Origin of the sequence: Niallia sp. FSL W8-0954 (assembly GCF_038005605.1) — a bacterium.
Classification (GTDB): domain Bacteria; phylum Bacillota; class Bacilli; order Bacillales; family Cytobacillaceae; genus Niallia; species Niallia circulans_A.
On sequence record NZ_JBBOTN010000002.1, the window covers coordinates 13,220 to 34,240 of the forward strand.

Here is a 21,021-nt window from a genome sequence, read left to right on the forward strand (position 1 = left end):
TAAGCGGTTTAATAATTAATAATAGCGGACTTTGGTTCGTAGTTTTGAGGAGTATTTCTGTCCTTTAACTACATACCAAAGTCTTTTTTTTTGGAGGTGAAGGAGATGAAATTACAAGAAGTAAAAAAAGTACTATTTAGTGGAAAAGGCAAAATTATAATCAGCATTCATACTATGCAGCGATTAGAGCAAAGAGGTTATACCAAAGCAGATATAGTTACTGCCATATTAAATGGAGAAATAGTGGAAAGGCAATCCATTTCAAAAGTTGCAGTACTTGGAAGAGATACTGACGATAATCCAGTGGTAGTAGTAATTGCAAAAGTATCAAATCATCAATTTAAGATTGTTACAACTATGCCACCAATTGATCGTAGTAGATTTAAATATTGTATTTAACAAGACGAAAGAGGAGGATAAGTATGAATTCCTTATATAGAAAAACAAAAGTAAAAGGGTTTTATGAATATTATCGTACTCCTTGTCCCATTTGTGGCAAAACAGGAGCATGCATGACCAATGAAGATAATAGCAAAGTAGTATGCATTCGAGTAGAAAGCGATATTCAGTTTTCAAAAAACTCCGCGTTAATTAGTTACTTGCATGTATTAAAAGAAGATAATAGAAATAAAGTGAATGTTAAGGGAATGGCTGAAGAAGTAAATGGATTTCCCAAAAAGGACCGTATCACACTAGATACCATCTATCATGCGCTTTTAGATAATCTAGTTTTAGATGATTTTCATTATAATCATTTAACTTCAAATGAACGGAAATTGAGTGATGAACAAATAACTATCAGAAATTATAAATCATTCCCTGATAAGCCTTGGAATATTGTAAAGGCCATTAGCAATGATTTAGGGATAAATGATTTTCAAGGAATACCAGGGTTCTATTTTCAAAATGGTTATTGGAGTATAGCAGGAATGAAAGGAATTCTCATTCCTTACAGAAACCAATATAACCAAATCGAAGGCTTTCAATATAGAATTGATAACCCACCGAATATAGTGGAAGTTAAACTTAATGGGAAAGAATTTCAGGCTAAAGTAATCGAACAGCCAAATGTTGTAGAAGTAAAATATAAAGGAAATATCATATTTCAAGGCGAGGTTCCTCTACAAAAGGAATGGACTACTATTACAGATAATAATGAGTTATTGGGATGGATTAGAGTTAAAAAAGCGAATAGATATTACTGGTTAAGTTCTGCCAATAAACCTAATGGGACAGGTTCTGGTAATCCAGCACCTATTCATGTATCAATTCCTAGTACAAAGTTAAAAAAATGGGTTCCTGGTACTCTTTATAAAGCTAAAACCGTGTGGCTTGGTGAAGGAGCTTTAAAAGGAGATATAGCAGTTGACTTAATGGCTAATCTATATGATCCATTAGAGATAGATCAAATTGGAGATACTTTCATTAGTCTTCCTGGTGTAGGAGCATGGAGGTTAGCAATCCCCGTATTAAAAGAGATGGGGGTTCAAACTGTTAATATTTGTTTCGATGCAGATGCTATTGAGAATGTATATGTAAAAAAACATCTATTGGAGTGTGCAAAGGAATTAAAAAAACAAAAATTTCATGCTAATTTAATTGTTTGGAAAGAATCGGATGGAAAAGGGATTGATGATTTATTATTAAACAATAAAATCCCTAACATTAAAAGGATTTATTGATGGAATTTAGTATAAGTATAAAGAAGTTATAATCTAAAAAATTTAAAAGGTGGACCTTAATATGCCAGTATATAGCATTTTTAATAATACTAAAGTGAAAGTAACTCCAACGGAAGCAGCAATAGATGTTGCAGCCGCTTATATAGGAAATAAAACGCTAACCATCTTACCTAGTTTTAACGGACAAGACTATAAAGGTGATACAATCACTCTCTTTATAGTAGGTGGAAGTTATAAAGGACATGAATATTTACCTGAATCGGGTATTACCAAAATACAAATAAGATATAAATATAATTTAAACGTATTCTTATGTAAATTAAGAGAATACTTCAAGGTCAATATTCTTCATGAAGACATAGTTGATTCACTTTCAGATATCAAAATTAGTTAAATGTAACAATTAAAATGGCATTCAAAAATCTCTCGGCTTGATAGGTACATTATTCAACCGAGAGATTTTTAATATTTAGAAAATGTATTTTACTTTCTACACTTAATAAATAAAGAACATTATTTATTAAGTGTAGAACTATCATAACAACCAAAGATAATTTCTTAGATAAAAACTTATTAATAAGAAATTGAAATTCCTTTTTATTCCTTGTGTTTTCTATTGTTGAACAAGGTTCTTTAATTAATAATCTTTTTCTTTCTTCAAGTAACAATCCTACATCTTTGTCTTCCTCTTTTTTTAGTAAAGCTGCATATTAATGTTAATTCAAAACAAATAGATGAACTATTATATGTTATTCGATTGGAAAATATTCTAAGAAGGTATCGATGAGGTTTTTGAGGTCGGTGGAAGTATTGGTTGCATCATATTGGTTTTTTAGATGGAGTAACAAATCATAGTCGTTCAATTATATCCCTCCTTTCATATTAATCTTTCTATTTCATAAGTATATAATCCTACTAGTTCACAATTTATTCAAAAAAAGTTTAATTTTTGGTACACTCTCTTCACTTTTTCCCTATAACTCTTTAGATGTTTAATATTAACCGTTTGTCCTAATAGAAGTTAAGATTGCAAGTATCTAATTATAGGGCTGAAATTACTCGAACATTTTCCGGTTATATATAAAGGACAGTTAACTATAATAAAGTCACGAACGAAGTAATCTATTTACTTAGAAAGTTCAAAGTGAAAGGAGATAATAAAATGAAGAAAAAAGAAGTAATTAACCAATTAGAAAATTTCTTAAATGAGATAAACAGAAGAAAGGAAGATCAACTTTTAAAAAAGTTATATGATAAGCAAATTCTTGATGAATTATCTTCAGATGTTCTTTATATTAAGGTCAGCTTAGAAGGAAGTTCAAATAACGAAATTCTTCTCAGCGAAATGGAAGAATTACAAATTCATTTTGACCATATGAAAGAACTTGTTGAATCAGATCTCTTTAGTCCACTCTATCATTTAATGATAGGTTTAGAGTTCTTTTAGAATAAAAGATCCGTTTAACTGGACTGTGTTAGAAAGATTCCCACTCTTTGGGGAATAAGTCAATACCCTAGGGGAAAATAAACCATATATCATCATAAGGATAAAGAAGGGGTAATCGTCAGGAAAATAGGTTTAGCTTTGCAAAACCGCATTTTCCTGACGCTACCCCATGCTATGAGAAGAAAATTTTAATACTCGCATTTTTTTACTTTATTTGATGTAAAAACTTTGCTTCAATACACCTTCTAGTGAGCACAGTTTATGGTTTTATTATTACATATCAAAACTCCATGATCCTTGTACGACACCAAAAAGCAATAAAAATTCGAGTGAACTAGTAACTTGATGGGAATAAATTTTCTTGCTACCAGTTGGGTAATTCATATAAAATTCATGACTTGGTGCTCTATCATGTTTTCCATAAGCAATAAATGATTTATTAGAAAGTTGAGCAACATAATTATAATCAATTTTAGGAGCAGAAATTTTTGGAACACCCACTGCATGATTCACAGCCCACATTAAGTCATTAGTTTTAACTCTATGTTTAAGTAATTTAATTCCACTATCCGATGCAGTTCCAAGAGATTTTGGTGATGAACAGCTTGAAGCAGTACAATAATGTGATTTTGAAACACTTTTCCATAAGGTTACTGCTGCTGGTTGACTTAACATTGCATATACTCTAGCTTCTGTTCTGTATTTATCAGAATAAGCAGTAGGATTTGATCTATTATCTCCTTTTAAGTAAGGATAGTCATCATTAGTTAAAACATTTGGATTTTTAACTGACTTGAATGGTATATAAGTCCTGTAATCAAATGAAAACTCATTTGATTTAGGAATTGCTTTTGTACCAATAGTGCCGCTACCCTTTGCCTTTTCAAAGATAGGATCCATAATTGGATCTTCAGTCAATGACTCTTCCTCTACGGATGGTATTGCTACTAGGGTAGATATTGAGCCATCATATTCAAACATTTCATCAGTTAATACTATTTTTTCTTTTATTGCTTCATTTTTTATTAAATCTGCAGTTTCTTCAGAAACAACATTATTAATTTTTAGCATGTAATTGTATTCTTTGCCACTCTCTACATTAGTATCAACATAATTTAGATCTGTTGTCTCAGCGATTTTTACATTATTTTTGAATATTTCATAAACATTATCTTCATCTGGAAGTTTAGGCCATTGTATAGTTACTGAATTAGAGGTGACGATAGTTTCTAATCTTGTATTTTGAACTATGCTATCAATATATTCCTCTTTTTCTGCGGTATTCATAGATGTTGGTTCAAAAATATTATGTTTATTATCAGCCGCTTTAACAGAGAGTACCTCGTTTAGTTTACCATTTGAATAGACTCCTATTTTATATTTTTGTGATTGATCAATATAGTCTGTATATTTATTGTTTGTACCACTATATTCTAACTGGTCGTCTTTGTATATTTTATAGTATTCGTTCTTTTTAGGGCTTAACTCTAAGATCACCTTATTATCATTTGTTTTAACAGTTACATCATTGTCAGCGCTAACAATTAAGGGAGACATAGCAAATCCTAAGGCTATAATTGAAGTAAAAATAATCTTTTTTTTTTACATTTTTTCCTCCTTTTATTTTTTAAATTTTCATTACAAAGCTATATATGTATAGTAGTAATGCTATAATTAATTGTAACAATATACATCTATACTATATATAGGTATAACTTACTAATATTGGAATTAGGAGGAGGTACTATGTTTATCATGAAATTAATAAACAACTTTTTTATCAGACTATTAATTTGTTCTGTTTCTTCAGCTTTTTTTCTTGCTCTTTTTTTGTTTTACTTTATTAACACGGTTCCATTTTCTATTTTCGACTCTTTTGATTTAGCTTCATTCTTGTTATTTTTTACAATTTTTAGTTTAATCTATCTAGTAATAGGAGCGCCCATTCAATTTTTCTTTAGAAAGTCCCTAAATAATTCCTATATTAAAAATTTTGTATTATTTTGTATATTAGGTTTTATAGTTAATTTGATTTTCTATCCGCTTGCTACCGATCTAAATCCCCAATTTTACTTAGACCAAAATTTTTATTATATGATCATCTCTAGTAGTGTAATATTTTGGTTGAATGATTTAATTTTCCTAAGAATTAATCACGAGAAATTAAAATTCTAAAATCATATTAATAAATATATCAAGAGCAGCATTATCTAGTATTTCTTTTAATAGTTTTACTTTCTGATGTTTTAAATTAAAGTTGGGTTTCGTATCAGTATATTTTTTGGCTAAAATACCTTGACCATATTTCTTGTTTTTATTATGATAAGGTTACAAGTGAAAAAACAACGGGAAGTCCCCGAGAATTCTATGGCATTGTACATAAGTACAATCTTCCATAGTCTTTTCGGGGACTTTTTTTATTGGTTTTTCCTTGATTTAAAAGGAGGGATTTTAAGAATGAAGACAGGGGCAATCAAAAGAGTAAAAGGGTTAAATGATATTCCTTTTTACCTAGGGGCACTGATACTAACCTATCTTTACTTATTTGTTCCAGAGTCTGCATTAGCAGCATGGAAAAAAGCTGGAATCACCAGTCAAGGGAATGTAAAAGACAGTAAGATATATACCCAGTTAAATAACGTTGTATATCTTATCACAGGAATCGGTGCAATATGGGCACTAGCTTGTATTATCTTTGCTGGAATGAAGTTATCTGGCTCACAAGGGAATCCACAAAATAGAACACAAGGTTTTATTGGTCTTGCAATGGCGGGTATCGGAGTCTTTGTTATTGTACAAGCAAAAGTAATAGCTGGTTATTTTGCAGGATTTGGAGCTTAAATATTGGTTTGAAACCCCTCTATCGTACTTTACATTGAGGGGTTCATTTCTAGGAGGGAAATTATTAAATGAGTCGAAGAGCTGAGGTTCCAATAGATATGGCATCTGAACAAAAAACTATTTTGGGATTCATCTCAATTAGACAATTGATTTATCTAGGAGCAGCAGGGTCAATAGTTTATGCATATATCCCAATGGTATACAAAATATTCTCAAGTGCCGGTGTTATTGTGGCATTGATAGCATGTGTATTTAGTGTTATTCCAACAGCAATTTTCGTAATTGTTTTTGGCTTTTTTAAAAAGAAAAATCTTCATTTAAACTTCGATCAGTACTTTTTAATAAAAATGAACATGAAAAAACAAAATGGCATATGGAGAAAAGGAACGTATCCAAAGAAATGGATGGTGAATAGTTAAAGTGGGAACTCTTTTGATTATGCTGCTCTTTGCAGTTGGTGCATATGTTTTCATGAAAATCATGCTGAAGGAACCGATTATCCCAGGTAGAGGAAAAAAAGCAACACCAATAAAGTTAAATAAGAAAAATAATGAAAATGGGAAGAATAATCCTCTTCAAGCCGAAGAAGATCCAAAAATATTCGAAGAGTTATTCTCAGATGTAAAAGATATATCTAATCACCTTATTCATTATACTGACTATTCTTTTTCTATAATCGCTGAAGTAGACCCTGTTAACTATTTTCTTAAAAGCCAATTTGAACAAGAGGCAATTGATGTGACTTTTGAGAGTTGGACAGCAACACTTAACTATCCTGTAAGTGTTTATCTCCAAAATAGATTCGTTGATGTTTCGGAGCCTATTGAAGCAATGAATAAAGTAATGGAAGAATCCAAGGATTTAAATGAAGCTGCCCTTTCATTTGGAAAAGCGATGATTGCAGATATTGTTGAATGGCAAAAATCCGCACCAAGATTTGAAACTAAAATTTATATGATTTTCACTCATAAAATAAATGTTAACTCTATTAGCGCGGATTCTGAAGAAGAGTTAGAAGAAAAAATTGTAGATAAAGCTTTTGCTGAATTAATGAGAAGGGTTAATTCTGCAAGAAATCAATTGCGAAAAGCCGATATACATGTCTCTCTTTTACCAACAGAAGGTATTTATGAATTACTTTACTATACATTTAATCGTCGTAAAGCTGTAAAAAACCGATTTAAGGATTTGGTTAATCAAGAAAAGGATGCATTATATGTAACTGCAGATCAAACAGACTCTCATATTGACTTAGTAAAGGAGACGATTCAGGAATATGAAGATAATGAAAACGAAAGAGAGAGAGCAAGAGAAAAAGAAGCTAGCTAAAAAAAATACTAGTAAGAAAGCAAAAGGGAATAAAAATAAAAAAAGCAATGAAGTAAAAGATATAGATTATCAAATTGATACAAAACCAACAATGTGGGAAATTATTTCTCCGGAAGGCTTAAAAATTGAGTCGGAAGATTATGGAGTTATAAAGACATCATTAGGTACAAAAACATATTTTAGACCAATGTACATACCTCGAGATGGATATCCACGGAAAATGCAAACCAATTGGCTCAATTCCTTACTATCAAGTGGAGAGGTAGATGTATTTCTTGATATTCATAAAGTTGGTAAATCAGATGCAATCCGTACTCTTCAGCGACAAATTACAATGTTGGAATCTAACCTCTCCTTTCAAACGAAAAGAGGGAATATTGACCAAATTAATGATTTAACAGCAAAGATAAGAGATACAGACTTATTGATGTCTGAAATACAGTTTGGTGAAAATGATATGTTTAATGTTGGAACTTTGGCCATGTTATATGCAGAAAATGAGAAGCAATTAAACTATTTTAGTGAGTCTTTAGAGGATGAATTAAGTAGTTCATTCTTTGGATTAACTAGTACATGGGGCAGGATCCAAAAGGGGTTCAAAAGTATCTTGCCCTTTGGAAAAAACCAAATACATGATTCTCTTAGAAATATAGATAGACGTGCTTTATCTACTTTCTCGCCTTTTATTTCTGGAAGTGGAAAGTACATGGGTGGAGTTCCTATTGGGATAAATAAAATTACTGATCAACTTGAATTTATAAATAGTTTCGGAAATGAAGATTTTCGACCTGATAATTATAATATGTTTATTTCTGGATTTTCTGGTAGCGGAAAGTCCGTTACTCTTAAACTCTTAATTGCAAGAGAACTTACCGGAGCAGATGTATATGCTAGATTAATAGATCCTGAAGGTGAATTTGTTAAAATTACAAAACGTTTAGGTGGAATTAATTTAAATATTAACGAAGAAGAAGATATCTGTATCAACCCTCTTGCATTAAACTATTCTGATATTCCCTTTGAAGATGGAGATGAAGAACTTAGTTTAATAGAAGAAAGCGACGAAAAGGAAATTATAGAAAAGGATGGGAAAATCTATATTCGATTTGTACCTATTCGAGAAAAAATCAATGAGGCAATCGATTTCTTTGACATTATATGTAGAGGTAAAAACCAAGAAGCTGAAGGGTTAGATGTCTTTGAAAGAAACTATTTAGAAGAAGCACTTCAGCATGTTATTCATAACAAATTAAACATAAATTCACACCCTGAATCCTTATTTGAAAACAATGTAAGAACTATCGATAATCATCTTGTTCAATCACGGGTTAGAAAACCAGAACCAACAATAAGTGATGTTAATGAATACTTAATAACAAAATACGGCGAAGAACCAAGGGCGTTTCGCTTAATAGCTGCCATCAAACCATTCTTAAGAACTGGTAGTAAACCTATTTTTGATGGACAAACTTTTTTAGGAAAGGGAGTCACTCAATCATTAGAAAATGCTAGACTCGTAAATTTCAATATTAGTCAAATGGAAGAAGGCTTTTTAAGACCTATTGCTTATCATGTACTCCTTAACTATACATGGGAACACTTTGTTAAGAGTTTGGATAACGCAAAGAAAAAGAAATTTGTTTATGCCGATGAAGCTTGGACTTTAATAGATTCAGAGCAAACTGTTAACTTTCTTGAGAAAATGGCAAGACGTTCTCGTAAGCGGAACGCTGGTTTAAGACTTGCAAGTCAAGATTTTGTTCGTTTTGTTGAAAATAAGAAAGCTAGGGGGATCCTACAAAACACTTACTCTTTTATGTTTTTAAAACAAAGCAAATTGGATTTAAAAGCTATAAGAGAAAATTTTGATTTATCTGAAGGAGAAATTAACATTCTATTCGGTAATCCGGATAAAGGAGAAGGAATTCTCCGAGTCGGAAAATCATCTGTATGGTTACGAACGAATCCTAGTAAAGAAGAATTATTCTTTATTGAATCCAATGAAGCGGTTTATGAAGAAACAATGCAAAGACAAAAACAAAAAGCTAGTAGTTTTTATTAGGAAGGAGGCGTTATCTTGCTTTGAATAAAATCCAGGAACTTATATCCTCACTTTTTTCTGCTATGGGTGATTGGATAGCATCGCCTTTTAAAAGTCTCCCAACATTAAAGAATTTGATTTTTGGAGGGGATGAAAATTTAGCTTTCTTAACTTTTACAGAAAATGAAATTACTAAGGTTTACACTCCAGGAATGAATATTTTCACAGCCTTAGCAGTTACCGCTTTATTAATTAGTATTATTATGGCAGCAATGAAAATTTCATCGACCAGTATCAATCCATCTAATAGAACCTATGTAATTGAGTATTTTAAAGAATTATTATTAGTTTCAGTACTATTCGCAAACTTGTACTCAATTTATGCCATTTTGTTTCTTACTAACCAGGCAATTGTCGGATTATTTGGATCTGATGTAGACTTATTAAATTTAAAAAATGCTATAGAAATGTCTAAATATCCAGGTGGAGTGTTAGGTGTTTTAGCAATTACGATTGTAAAAGTCGGTCTTTGTATATGGGCGTATTTCTATTATTCAATGCGGAAATTTACACTTATGTTGTTGTTAATTACCGGTCCTTTGATGCTGGTATTTTTCTTAATTCCTCAAACAAAGTCCATTACAGTGGCATGGTTTAAAGAATTAGTAGGCACTATATTTGTTCAATCTATTCATGCAGCCGTTTATTTCATAATGGCTGTTATGGTTGGTGCAGCAAATCCGATTGAAGCAGTTATTCTAATGATTATCTTTATTCCAGTAACTGAATCTTTAAGAGCTTTAATAGGTCTTGGAGGAAAAATGAATGATGGCTTCTCAAAAGCAGCTGCTATGATGGGTGGGTCCGCTTTAGTTGGAATGTATGGAGCAGCTAAAGGGGCATTAGAAGGTACATCAGTTACAGATGCTATTAAAAGGGGATACCTTAATGCTAAAAACAAAGGTAAAGGTAACGGAAAAGACTCTGACAATGTATCATCAGAAGATAATGATCCAGTAGGAGACATCAAAAAAACTCTTGCAGGAAATACAGGAACAGATACTGGGACTACTGCTAATGCTGAAAAAATGTTAAAACCAGGAAACATTTTGTCTAGAAGCGGTAAAGCTGTATTTGGGGCTACTGGTGCCCTTGCTGGTTCTGCTCTTGGACCAATGGGTGTGCTAACTGGTTCAACAATTGGTTTTCATGCCGGCGGTGTTGCTGGTGGACTTGCAGGAAGAGTTGGTGGAGCAAGTGCTCAATTATTAGCAAACAGAGGTTCAGCTCTTTTGAAAAGTGGACTTAAAGGTTTTAAAGATATTAATAATGCTGATAAAGCAGCGGATGAACAACTAGCTAATACTATTGCTGATGAAAAAGCTACAGCATGGGCAAATGAAAATGAAGAAGGGTTCAGAAAAGACTTTAAAGAACGTTTCCCGGATGCCCATGAAGAAGCTGTGAATAAAGCTTGGGATAATGAAAAAGCTTCAAAAAAAGCAGGATTTTTAAATGAAGCAAGAGGAATGGTTGCGGGTATGAAAAGCAAAGAAGGGAAAAATGCTAATGCTTCTTCTTTAGTTAAAAACGCAACTAGTAATCTAACAAATAAATGGGCGGAGAAAAATAAAGAACCATTTATGAAGGAATATGATCAGAAAAATCCTCTTCCCGAAAATGCAAGTAAAGAGGAGATATCACGCCATCAAAATGCTCGTGAAAATGCATGGCAATCTCAATTAAAGGAAAAAGAAAGCTCGATACAAAATTTAGCGAGTGATGTTGCTAATGATATCGGAAATGGTGCTTCCCTAAATCATAGTTATATAAATAAAGAGGACTTTGAAAAAAGAATGGCCGAAAGAATGGCTGGTGGTATATCCCAAAAGGCTATTACTAAAACAAGTACAAACCTTGCCAAAGATTGGGCTAAAGATAACAAAGATAACTTTATGAAAAATTATGATGAGAAAAATCCTTTACCTTTAAATGCGACTGCAGAACAAAAATCTGCTCACTCAAATGCTAAAGCAGAAGCATGGAAAAATGAAATTGATAATAAACAGAAAAGTATAGCTAATGTTCTTGGCAATGGTAATTTGAAATTAAGAAATGGGCAAGAAAAAAATCAGCTATTTACTAATCAATTGGCAAAAGATATCGGTTCTATTATAGGTGTAAACGAAAACTCAGAAAAAATGGATCAAATAAGTGATCAACTTCATAATGTGTATTCACCTAATCCGATTTCAACCGCTACTCAATCATTAACATCCAGTTGGGCTAAAGATAATAAAGCTAGCTTTATGAAAAATTATGATAAATCTAATCCACTTCCAGATAATGCGACATCTGAAGTAAAAGCCAACCATGCTCAACAAAAACAGAATGCTTGGGATAACCAGGTACAACAAAAGCAACAAAAACTTGGAAATATTTTAACTAGCCAAAGTAACGCAATAATGAGTGGTAAATATGTTCCACTAGAAAATGTTACAAAGTCAATTGCACAAGAACTAGGAATTAGTACTTCTGATAGTAGTAAAATGAATGCTATTTCATCACAAGTACAAACTGGATTGTCGTCAGTACAAGGTGCTAGTTCAAAAGTAAGCAATACTACTGAAGTATTAGCATCTAGTTGGGCAAAGAACAACAAACAAAATTTCATGAAAAATTATGATAAGTCTAATCCACTTCCTGCCAATGCAACTTCTGAAATGATAACGAGTCATAATCAACAAAAAGAAAAAGCATGGAATTCTGAGGTTCAACAAAAACAACAAAGTATTAGTAATATTATCCGAGATAATAGCAATGCTGTTCTTCATGGAACTCCTTCTCAAATTAGTAAAGTAACTTCAGCTATCGCAAATGAAATGGGAATTAGTTCTAACAATGCAGCTGGTATGAATGCTATTACTCAACAACTTCAAACAGGTATTTCATCACCATCGTTAGTTGATAAAGGGTTAAAATCAATTAGTTCTATTAATAATGTAAAAGATTCAATTGCATCTGTTAAAGGGACTTCCATGTACTCTGGTAAGGAAGTGAATGTTCCTTATGTTAATAATCAAATAGCAAGTATGAAAATAAATGAAGCTAGAGAGACCTTTGCGAATAATAGTAATCTACCACGCGCACAAGCGTATCAAAACTTTGATTCAAGTGGCAAAGCCCAAGAGATTACTTCGTCTGTTCAAAAATCGATGCCTTCTAACATTCCATTAGGACAAAGAATTATTCAGAATTCAGCTGGACGTATTACAGCTGGACTAGGAAATGGATTAGTACAAGGTGTTGTTGGTGCCTCTGGTCTTAAAGAGGTAAGTCAATTTGTTGGAGATACCAAAATTGGCCATGCAACAAAAACACTTGGTATGACTGCTGCTACTTCATTTATTAAAAATAAACCAAACCTAAATAGTCTAGCACAAAATCCTACGCAGTTAGTTTCTGCGGCAAAAGAAAGTATTGTAGATGGCGGAAAAGCCTTTGCAAATGATTATAAGTCTTATACTCCAAGTAATTTAGTAGAGAAGCAAGCGAAATTCCGAAACGCTGTTGCTTACGCAGGTGGTATGGTTGCAGGAGTTGGGGGTTATCAAGTGATGGCTAAATATGCCGCTCCAAGTATGAGCAACTCAAAGGCTTTTGGTCTAAAAGGTTTTAATCCATATAATAATGCAGTTAATAAACAAATAAAAGAAATTTCTGATGTTGCACATATGGCTCAAACAGTTACTTTAGATAATGGCCAAACTGAAATTGCACAAGGGGCTATTCAAATGGTAACTGATAATAAAAATACAGTTGTCCAAGTTAGGGATAAAACTGGTCAAACTCATGTAGTTTCGCGTATGGCTTCAGGTCACTCTGGATTGAAAAATAATCAAGTGGTTTATCAAGATTTAACTGTTAGGGACGGTCAATTATTATCCGCAAGTTCTTCCTACTCTTTAGACAGTGGAGGTGGTAAAGTACCAGCACCTAAAATTAATGTAAATCCAAACCAGTTATTTACCAATAGAAACACTAGTAAGACTCCAAGAGTAGTACAAGAGGTTCAAAGCTACAATCAATTAGTCGATAGTGGACAGTATTACATGAAAGATGCTCTAAACGAAATGGAAAACATCAAAATGGTCATTGATCATAATAGAAGTTATATGATTGGTACTAGAAATGGAACGACTTATCGTATTTCTCCTTACGGTCCAGGGGATGCAAGAGTTCAAAATGATAAAACAATAACTGCTAATTGTGAAGTACGAAATAAAAAATTAATTCCTTCTTTTAGTGATAGTGACTTTACAACTTCACTTAAACCCGAAGATTTAATGGCATATGCTGTACCGAATAAACGTAATTTTGCAAGAAAGCAATTAGAAATGCATAGAAATAAGGCATTTACTAGTTCTTTAAGGTGATAAGTGATGAGTGATAACAAAAATACTCAAGAAACCTTAAATGAAAAATTAGTAAATGGAATGAAGGGATTAGGTAGATTACTATCTAAACCCTTTAGTAAAAAATTTAAACAAAAAGCTGCTGCGGTTGCCAAAAAAGCCATAAAAGTTGCAGCCAAAGTAATTTTAAAAGTACTAAAACAGATTTTTGCTTGGTTAATTGGTACAGTAGGTATTCCTGGTATCTTAATAACTTTAGGAATAATAATTGTAACTGTTATCATCTCTGTTGCATTATCCTTTTTTTGGACTTCAGATGATAATTTAAGTGGTGATGATGCAAAAATTCAAGCGTATATTAAGGAACAATCCGAATCTACTGTGAATATGGATAGTGATTTAGAAAGACCTTATCGTGTACCAGAAGGGTTAATATCCTCAACTATAATGTTAGATTTTTTTGAGCAAAAAGATTACAGTCTTTCCCAAACGAAAAAAATTATTAGAAACATGGCTACTAAACTCGCTCCTGAATTTGAGTATGGTCAATATGATGAATGGAAAGAAAAGCAAGTGACTGTTTGTGAGGAAGGTAAAGAATGTAATGTTGGGAAAGTTCAACATACAAAAAACATGGTAACCAAATTAAATTCTGTAGAATATTGGAATGGTTCAACTATATTCTCCTATAAACCCAAAGTCACAGCGTGGAAATCAAATACAGTCATTATCCACAAAACCATAAAAGAAAATAAAAAAGTTGACTATTGGAAAGCGTTAGAAGTCCCTATGTATCTTGTAGATAGGTCAGATCCTTACTTTCCATTTTATAATTCAAACAGCAAAACGTGGAAATCACTACTAGCAGAAGAAACCAGACAGAAAAAAAATAAGATTAACACTTCAGGTTATGTTAAAGTGTACCTTTTAAAAACTAAGACAGTTAAAGTTGAAAGAATTGTAGAAGTAAAAACTACAACTAAAACTAGACAGCAATATTTTGAATCTAGTAAACAAGTAAAACAAGATTATGCGAATTTTGATGCAATATTAAACTCAATGGGACTGGGCTTGGATGATAAGATGCTTATAGAAGCAAATTATAGCTTCCTTGAAGGAGATATAAATTATATAGATTGGTTGAAAGGGAATGGTGGCGTATACGGGTTTGATGATATCAGTTATGATGGTGACATAATTCCTGGAGCTGGGGTACCTCCGCAATACATGCCTATATACCTTGCTGCAGAAAAAAAGTATGGGGTACATTGGTATACACTAGCCGCTATTCATAGTAAGGAGACAGCCTTCAGTACAATAAAACCAATGCTTTCTTATGCAGGAGCTGTTGGTCACATGCAATTTCTTCCTGCAACTTGGGCAGGATGGAAATACAATATTGGAGGGGGAAGAGTTTCAAATACTACAAATTATACAGATTTGAATGTTATTAAAGCAGGTGGAGGATACGGAGTAGATGGTAATAATGATGGAAAGGCAGATCCTTTTACTTTAGAAGATGCTATTTTCACTGCAGCAAATTATCTTTCAAAGAACGGCTACTCTACAGATAAGAGAAAATCAATTTATCAATATAACCATGCAGATTGGTATGTTAACGATGTACTAGCTAGGGCAGAAAAATTCAAAACAAGCGCTAGTTATAGCGGTGGATCTGATTCTCCAGAACTAAATCCAGGAAGTTTTATTAGACCTACCACAGGAAAAGTTACTTCTGGATTTGGTGCAAGATGGGGTGCTACTCACTATGGTATAGATATTGGATTAGGTGGTAGATCAAACGTGAAAATATATGCTGCTGCAGATGGTGTCGTTCATAGATCCTATCTAAGTAGTTCATATGGGAATGTTGTTTACATTCAACATACAATAGGTGGTAAGAAATATGAAACTGTATATGCACATATGCAAAATAGAGCAGTTTCTGCCGGTACAAAAGTAAAACAAGGGCAGTTTTTAGGATATATGGGTAGTACTGGGAACGTCACCGGACCTCATTTGCATTTTGAAATCCATTCACCAGCATGGACTGCAAATAAAGCAAATGCTAAAAATCCCGCTTTATACATCAAATTTTAAGTTATAGGGGTGAGTATATGAAAGCTACTAGTAAACTACGTTTTTCTTTTCTAATTTTGTCGTTAGTAATAATTTTAAGTGGATGCTCTTCAAGTTCTAAAGCTAATATAAAAGTGACAGAAGATAATATAGACTACCTCATTGAATACGATGAATCGTTACAAACATTTATAACAGAAATGACTAGTATTTTAACAAATTTTAATAATTCTTTAGATGGTCTATACACCCATGAGGTAAGTAATAGTCAATTTGCAACAATAATGAAAGAAACAATAAAAAAATCAAATGAACTTGTTTCCAACGTGGAGGCACTAGATGTTAATCCAGAACTTTTTGAGGCACACCAAAATCTTATTGTTTTAGTCAATCGTTCGCATCAATTATTACTTACAGCAATTGAAAGTGCCAATAATAGTAGTACAGATGAATCTAATACCATGGATAAGGACACATTAAGACAAGAATATATAGAAATTAAAAAGGAACAAGCAAATACTGCTAACCAATGGAAAATACTAAGAGAAGAGCTGGCAAGTGCAGCTATGGAAGAAGAAAAATGATGAAAAAACATTATATTTGGATTATCAGTATCTCAATAATCACAATCTGTATTGCGATATATATCAATGTTTCTTCCAGTCAAAAACTTACTCCAGTTGATTTAAAAGATATGCAAAACAATGTGGCTAAGGAAGTATCATTTAATAAAGAATATCAAGAAAAGACAATGGAGTGGGCAGAAAAAAATGCAAAAGGTGACATGGAGTTAGACTTAGGTTTTTATGAACCAAATGAACATAGTGACGTTTCTCCTCAGAGAAACGTCATCAACTACTTTATGACTGGGTTATTACAAGATAATATTGATTATTTTACTTCTGCATTTGATATTGAAGTTCTTTCACAGGATTTATTCCAATCAAAAGAAGAGGACAAAGAATTAGTGGTAAAGGAAATAATAAACAGAATTTCAAGAAACGGCAGTATTGAGGGATTAAAAATCAAAGAAGCGAAAGAAGGGATTGGTCCTAATTCTAATAGAGTATTATTAGAATTAAAATACTCAGACGGTCTTTCTAAAAGGATAGAAATTCGTATTTCTCCCTCGGAGTACGCTCACTCAGAGGAGCATCACCATTCCACATATTCTATTGTAACTTCCGCTTGGGAAATAGTTAAACAAATAGAAGGTACGGTAAAGTAATTATTCCGTACCTTTTGACATTGTTAGATAGGCTTTATCAATTTCTTCTTTTGCTTTTAACCATGTATCGAAAGTTTTTATATACTTATATGAAGAAGGTAAATTATTTTCCCTTGCAAATTCATCCCACTTTGTTTTAGTAGAATTGAGAAATTTGTATAAATACTCTGGTTTTAATGTAAGTTTTATTAGTTCTTCTTTTGATAAATTAAAAACTTTTTTCTTTCCTACTATATCCAATATTTCATCGTACGTATAATGATTTCTAATTGTTTTATAAGTTGGTAATTTATTCTCAGAAGCATATATATCCCATTGAGAACGTGAAATAAAAAATTCATTATGTTCTTCAAGAATTTCTTTTATTTTTTGCTTTGTATACTTCGGAGTTCTTTCATTCTCTACTCCAATGGCATTTTTAAACGATGACCAATCTTTAAATACTGTTAAAATCTGACCAGGAGAGGGAAGATCTAGTGTTTGATTAGCAGAGTAATCTTTCCACATTCTTATTGTTTTAGCGTGCTCTTTATGTTCCTTTCCGATTTGAATAAGGCTATTTCGATTATATTTTCCCTTTATCTCTGTTCCTAAAGCGCTTCTAATTTCGTTCCAATCATTAAAGAACTTTCTTAATGAGTAATAGGATGGTAGGTTGTGCTTTGAAGCATATTCTTCCCACTTGCCTACCGTTGTTAAATGTTCTTTATGAGGAATTAACAATTCTATTAAAGTTTCTTTATTCATTATTCACTCCTAGTATTTTGGGAGAATCATTTATCATTTTAACTATATCTTCATTTGTTGCATTTAATTCTTTAAGGTCATTAGTAACTTCTTGAAATTTTTCGCTTGATATGTCTCTATATAAAAAATTTAAAAGATGTTGTTTTTGAGAAAAATACTTTTCTACCTTATCTTCTAAATAAATTCGATAATCATTTCTTTTGCCGAAAGAGCTAATGTAATGCTTAATGTCTATTAAATCAAGATCCGGCATATAAAAAGACTTGATATCCCAAAAGTCTATATCCACTAAAAATTCATATTTAATTAATTCACTATTTACATTATACTCGGGATTTTTCTTCAAAGAAATGACCATTTTTTCTGGTCTATATTTCATGATATTAGAATCATCTTTTTTTTCTAACACAACATTTTTCAGAGTAAATGGTACTGCTTTTATAGGAGTAGAATAGTTCCTCCTATATTCGATATCCATCTTTCTATTATATTTCAATAAAGGGTCAGGCATTAAGATATAGAGTGATCCATCATAGGTTTCTCCTAGCATGAAAACTGTATCACCAAAAATGGGCAATCTATTTAACTGACTAATTGTATCCTCTATATAATAAGTAGTGCAGTATTTTTTTAATAAATCAGAAGGGGAAAGACGAGACTCTTCATACTTTAATTGCTCTTCCTTATATCTATCAGAATGTTCTCCAAAAGTCTCTTGATGCCAGTTTTCATATGACTCCTCTGCCTTTTCCTTTTTAGTACGAAATCCAAAACAATAAGCAATATAATATCCTAACATCCATACTATTAAAAGGGGAATCATTATAGTAAGTACCACATATGCTAATAAATTTTGTCCTAACTTAGAAGAGCCAATAATCATTAAAAATAAACTTAGAATTAAAGCTACGGCTAAGAAAAACATTATTACTATTGCTGCTCTTGATAAGAATAACATTATTGCGTACAACGTCGTTCCTGGTTCGCCCTCATATATCAAACCCAAATTATCAAAGAAATCAATAATTTTCAGCGATTCTAAAATTGGATAAGTAATATCCCATCTGTAAACTGCCAAAACAAAAATAATAAGTCCTAATAATCCAGCTAAACCTGTCTGTTTCCCCCTTCGGTATTGAACAAAACCGTTAAGGAATGTAAGTATCGTATTCATAACTGCCCTCTCCCTTTTTATGAACAAAACAATGACTACACCGCTTATAACTGAATTATAAATTATAACCAATGTTTAGTCAATGTTCTTCGCCACGATAAAACTGTAATCAAAATTAATACAATCATACATACTTCAAATGCATAAAATAGACGGGATGGTTATATATTAGTCTTAAAGCATGAATCACCACACTTAAGTCCTTCTAATAAACTGAAGGGCTTTTCCTTGGTTATGTCACCACATTATTCCTCTTTTAACAATAACGTTCTATTTATCGACCAATCTGTCTCTGTTATGATATTAGAAGAGGTGAAAAATCTGTGTTAAACACTCCTTTAAAACCAATGTTATTACAACCATCTGAGGTTATATCAACTGATTCAAATTATATACATCAGTTGAAATTTGACGGACATAGAGCTTTATTCCATTACGATCATGGGAAAATCACTATCTACACCAGACATGGAAATGATGTTACATTAAAGTACATTGAATTACTTAATTTAAACTTGCCTGTCCAAAAATGTATATTGGACGGAGAAGTGATTGTTCTTGATAAGAATGGTGAAATACCCAAACCAAATTTCGAATGCCTAATGGCACGATTTCAAGCGTCTCAAAGAGATAAAATTGTTTCTCTAGCGAAAGCTATCCCCGTACACTTCGTTGCATTTGATATTCTTTTCCTTAATGGAGTATCTACAATACATGATCCCCTAGAAAAGAGATTAGATATCTTAAGTTCGATTATTGATAATGACCATCTAATTTCGGCAGCTACCTCATTTAACGATGGACTAACCTTATTTAATAAAGTGAAGGAGCTAGGATTAGAAGGGATAGTAAGTAAAAAACTCTCATCTAAATATATATTAGATAGTCGAACCTTCGCTTTCCAAAAAATCAAAAATTACCAATTCTTAATAGGAAATATTTATGGATATAAAAAAAACTCTTTTGGATGGTTGATAAAAGAAGGGAACCAATCAAGAGGAATTGTGGAATTTGTCCCCAAAAAGGAAAGGGAAGCCTTTTATAAAATTTCAAAACAATTAATTATCGGAGAAGATAAGAACTTTGTTTATTTAGACCCTCTTCTAAAGGGCGAAATTAAATATCAATGTTTAACTTCTAAAGGTTTTATGAGAAGTGCTAGCTTTCAAAAATTTATCATTTAACACCCTTTACACAATGTAAGGGGTTTTTGTTTGTCCTAATGGAAAAATGGTGTGATATAATGGTGATACAACTACATAGGTGCGGGTGGTATGCACTCTTTTCCTGTCTAAGAGGGAAAGGAGGTGACATACAAATGGATTTCGTATTGGACTTACTCAAAGATGTAGCAAAAATCTTTTTTACTACTCTTGCTGCGGGCTATGCAAATCGCTTTGCAAGCAAAAAGAAGAACAAACGAAAACCCGCCCCGCGCCGTAGGAAGCAAAAGGGTGGGTCTTCTAAATAACTATTTAGCATACCACTCGTAAGTAGTTGTCCAAGGAGTTGTAGCTCCTTGGTTTTTTTAGTTTGATTCTTATATATTATAATATACCCTTACTACAAAAATTTCAATCCGTTAGAATCTAAAATCACAGATAGATAATCCTCTAACATTCTCTATTCATCTTCAATTAAATTCCCCGATAATAGGTATTTTTATTTCACCTTCTTCTTCCATTTTCTCATTTCATCATATCAATTATTTAAAATTCGATAGTATAAATCACACATTCCAGTAAGAAAATAACATTGTAATCGAACATAAGTTCTTATATAATTTTTATATTAATTGGAGGAGATAGTAATGACTTATTCTTTTCTTGAAGAAGAAACAATTTATAATGCAATGGAAACTAATTCTTCGGTTTCTTTTTATGTTTTTGACCATCCAGCACTAGGTGAGGCAATCATAATAGGGAAAACTATATTCATCGATTACAACAATAAGCATTTTCGTTTAGTTAAAGATACAACAGAAGAAATTTTATATCTACCTTTTTCAATGATAAGTAAAATAACAAAATAGGTGATT

Annotated in this window: 18 protein-coding genes; 15 read left to right on the plus strand and 3 right to left on the minus strand. The window is 32.1% G+C overall.

Annotated features, from left to right (window positions below; translation table 11 throughout):
- Window positions 1-105 precede the first annotated feature (105 nt).
- The 4 genes from NX902_RS24755 (at window position 106) to NX902_RS24770 (ending at window position 3,129) form a co-directional block, all read left to right on the plus strand.
- Entirely contained in the window at window positions 106-399 is a 294-nt protein-coding gene (locus tag NX902_RS24755) for a DUF4258 domain-containing protein (protein WP_016204952.1), read from the plus strand.
- Between the two features lie 23 nt (window positions 400-422).
- Window positions 423-1,682 carry a DUF3854 domain-containing protein gene (locus NX902_RS24760; RefSeq protein ID WP_341123820.1) on the plus strand — a complete coding sequence of 420 codons (1,260 nt, stop codon included), beginning with the start codon at window positions 423-425 and terminating at the stop codon, window positions 1,680-1,682.
- 61 nt (window positions 1,683-1,743) lie between these two features.
- Window positions 1,744-2,076 (plus strand): hypothetical protein, encoded by a 333-nt coding sequence (locus NX902_RS24765; protein WP_016204923.1) that lies wholly within the window; start codon window positions 1,744-1,746, stop codon window positions 2,074-2,076.
- A 768-nt stretch (window positions 2,077-2,844) separates the two neighbouring features.
- Window positions 2,845-3,129 carry a hypothetical protein gene (locus NX902_RS24770; protein ID WP_341123819.1) on the plus strand — a complete coding sequence of 95 codons (285 nt, stop codon included), beginning with the start codon at window positions 2,845-2,847 and terminating at the stop codon, window positions 3,127-3,129.
- A gap of 273 nt (window positions 3,130-3,402) precedes the next feature.
- On the opposite strand, the gene NX902_RS24775 is transcribed toward NX902_RS24770, so the two are convergent.
- Window positions 3,403-4,686, minus strand: coding sequence for a hypothetical protein (locus NX902_RS24775; protein ID WP_341123818.1), 1,284 nt, complete (start codon window positions 4,684-4,686; stop codon window positions 3,403-3,405).
- Window positions 4,687-5,586: 900 nt separating this feature from the next.
- Between NX902_RS24775 and NX902_RS24780 the strand changes: the two genes are divergently transcribed.
- The 8 genes from NX902_RS24780 (at window position 5,587) to NX902_RS24815 (ending at window position 17,062) form a co-directional block, all read left to right on the plus strand.
- A complete protein-coding gene (locus NX902_RS24780; protein WP_016204246.1) occupies window positions 5,587-5,970 on the plus strand; it encodes a pilin in 384 nt (127 codons plus the stop codon).
- 68 nt (window positions 5,971-6,038) lie between these two features.
- Window positions 6,039-6,389 (plus strand): PrgI family mobile element protein, encoded by a 351-nt coding sequence (locus NX902_RS24785; RefSeq protein ID WP_016204245.1) that lies wholly within the window; start codon window positions 6,039-6,041, stop codon window positions 6,387-6,389.
- 1 nt (window position 6,390) lies between these two features.
- Window positions 6,391-7,299: a hypothetical protein gene (locus NX902_RS24790; protein WP_341153309.1), complete on the plus strand. Its 909-nt coding sequence runs from the start codon at window positions 6,391-6,393 to the stop codon at window positions 7,297-7,299.
- A complete protein-coding gene (locus NX902_RS24795; protein WP_047944562.1) occupies window positions 7,247-9,361 on the plus strand; it encodes a VirB4 family type IV secretion system protein in 2,115 nt (704 codons plus the stop codon). Before NX902_RS24790 ends, NX902_RS24795 begins: the two co-directional genes overlap by 53 nt.
- Before the next feature lie 62 nt (window positions 9,362-9,423).
- Window positions 9,424-13,776: a hypothetical protein gene (locus NX902_RS24800; protein ID WP_341161087.1), complete on the plus strand. Its 4,353-nt coding sequence runs from the start codon at window positions 9,424-9,426 to the stop codon at window positions 13,774-13,776.
- A gap of 6 nt (window positions 13,777-13,782) precedes the next feature.
- Window positions 13,783-15,855 (plus strand): peptidoglycan DD-metalloendopeptidase family protein, encoded by a 2,073-nt coding sequence (locus NX902_RS24805; RefSeq protein WP_341123816.1) that lies wholly within the window; start codon window positions 13,783-13,785, stop codon window positions 15,853-15,855.
- A 17-nt stretch (window positions 15,856-15,872) separates the two neighbouring features.
- A complete protein-coding gene (locus NX902_RS24810; protein ID WP_016204239.1) occupies window positions 15,873-16,418 on the plus strand; it encodes a hypothetical protein in 546 nt (181 codons plus the stop codon).
- A complete protein-coding gene (locus NX902_RS24815; RefSeq protein WP_047944560.1) occupies window positions 16,415-17,062 on the plus strand; it encodes a hypothetical protein in 648 nt (215 codons plus the stop codon). Before NX902_RS24810 ends, NX902_RS24815 begins: the two co-directional genes overlap by 4 nt.
- Here NX902_RS24815 and NX902_RS24820 read toward each other — a convergent pair whose 3' ends face one another.
- Window positions 17,063-17,809 carry a hypothetical protein gene (locus NX902_RS24820; RefSeq protein WP_341123814.1) on the minus strand — a complete coding sequence of 249 codons (747 nt, stop codon included), beginning with the start codon at window positions 17,807-17,809 and terminating at the stop codon, window positions 17,063-17,065.
- Window positions 17,802-19,055, minus strand: a complete 1,254-nt coding sequence (locus NX902_RS24825; protein ID WP_341161088.1) for a hypothetical protein — start codon at window positions 19,053-19,055, stop codon at window positions 17,802-17,804. The genes NX902_RS24820 and NX902_RS24825 overlap by 8 nt, the downstream gene beginning before the upstream one ends.
- 275 nt (window positions 19,056-19,330) lie before the next feature.
- Between NX902_RS24825 and NX902_RS24830 the strand changes: the two genes are divergently transcribed.
- The 3 genes from NX902_RS24830 to NX902_RS24840 all read left to right on the plus strand — a co-directional run bounded on the left by NX902_RS24830 (window position 19,331) and on the right by NX902_RS24840 (window position 21,015).
- Window positions 19,331-20,167: an ATP-dependent DNA ligase gene (locus tag NX902_RS24830; protein WP_341123812.1), complete on the plus strand. Its 837-nt coding sequence runs from the start codon at window positions 19,331-19,333 to the stop codon at window positions 20,165-20,167.
- A gap of 134 nt (window positions 20,168-20,301) precedes the next feature.
- The gene (locus tag NX902_RS24835) at window positions 20,302-20,454 is read left to right on the plus strand and encodes a hypothetical protein (protein WP_162837595.1); all 153 of its coding nucleotides are present in this window, start codon (window positions 20,302-20,304) and stop codon (window positions 20,452-20,454) included.
- Window positions 20,455-20,793: 339 nt separating this feature from the next.
- Window positions 20,794-21,015, plus strand: coding sequence for a hypothetical protein (locus tag NX902_RS24840; protein ID WP_047944556.1), 222 nt, complete (start codon window positions 20,794-20,796; stop codon window positions 21,013-21,015).
- Window positions 21,016-21,021: the final 6 nt, after the last annotated feature.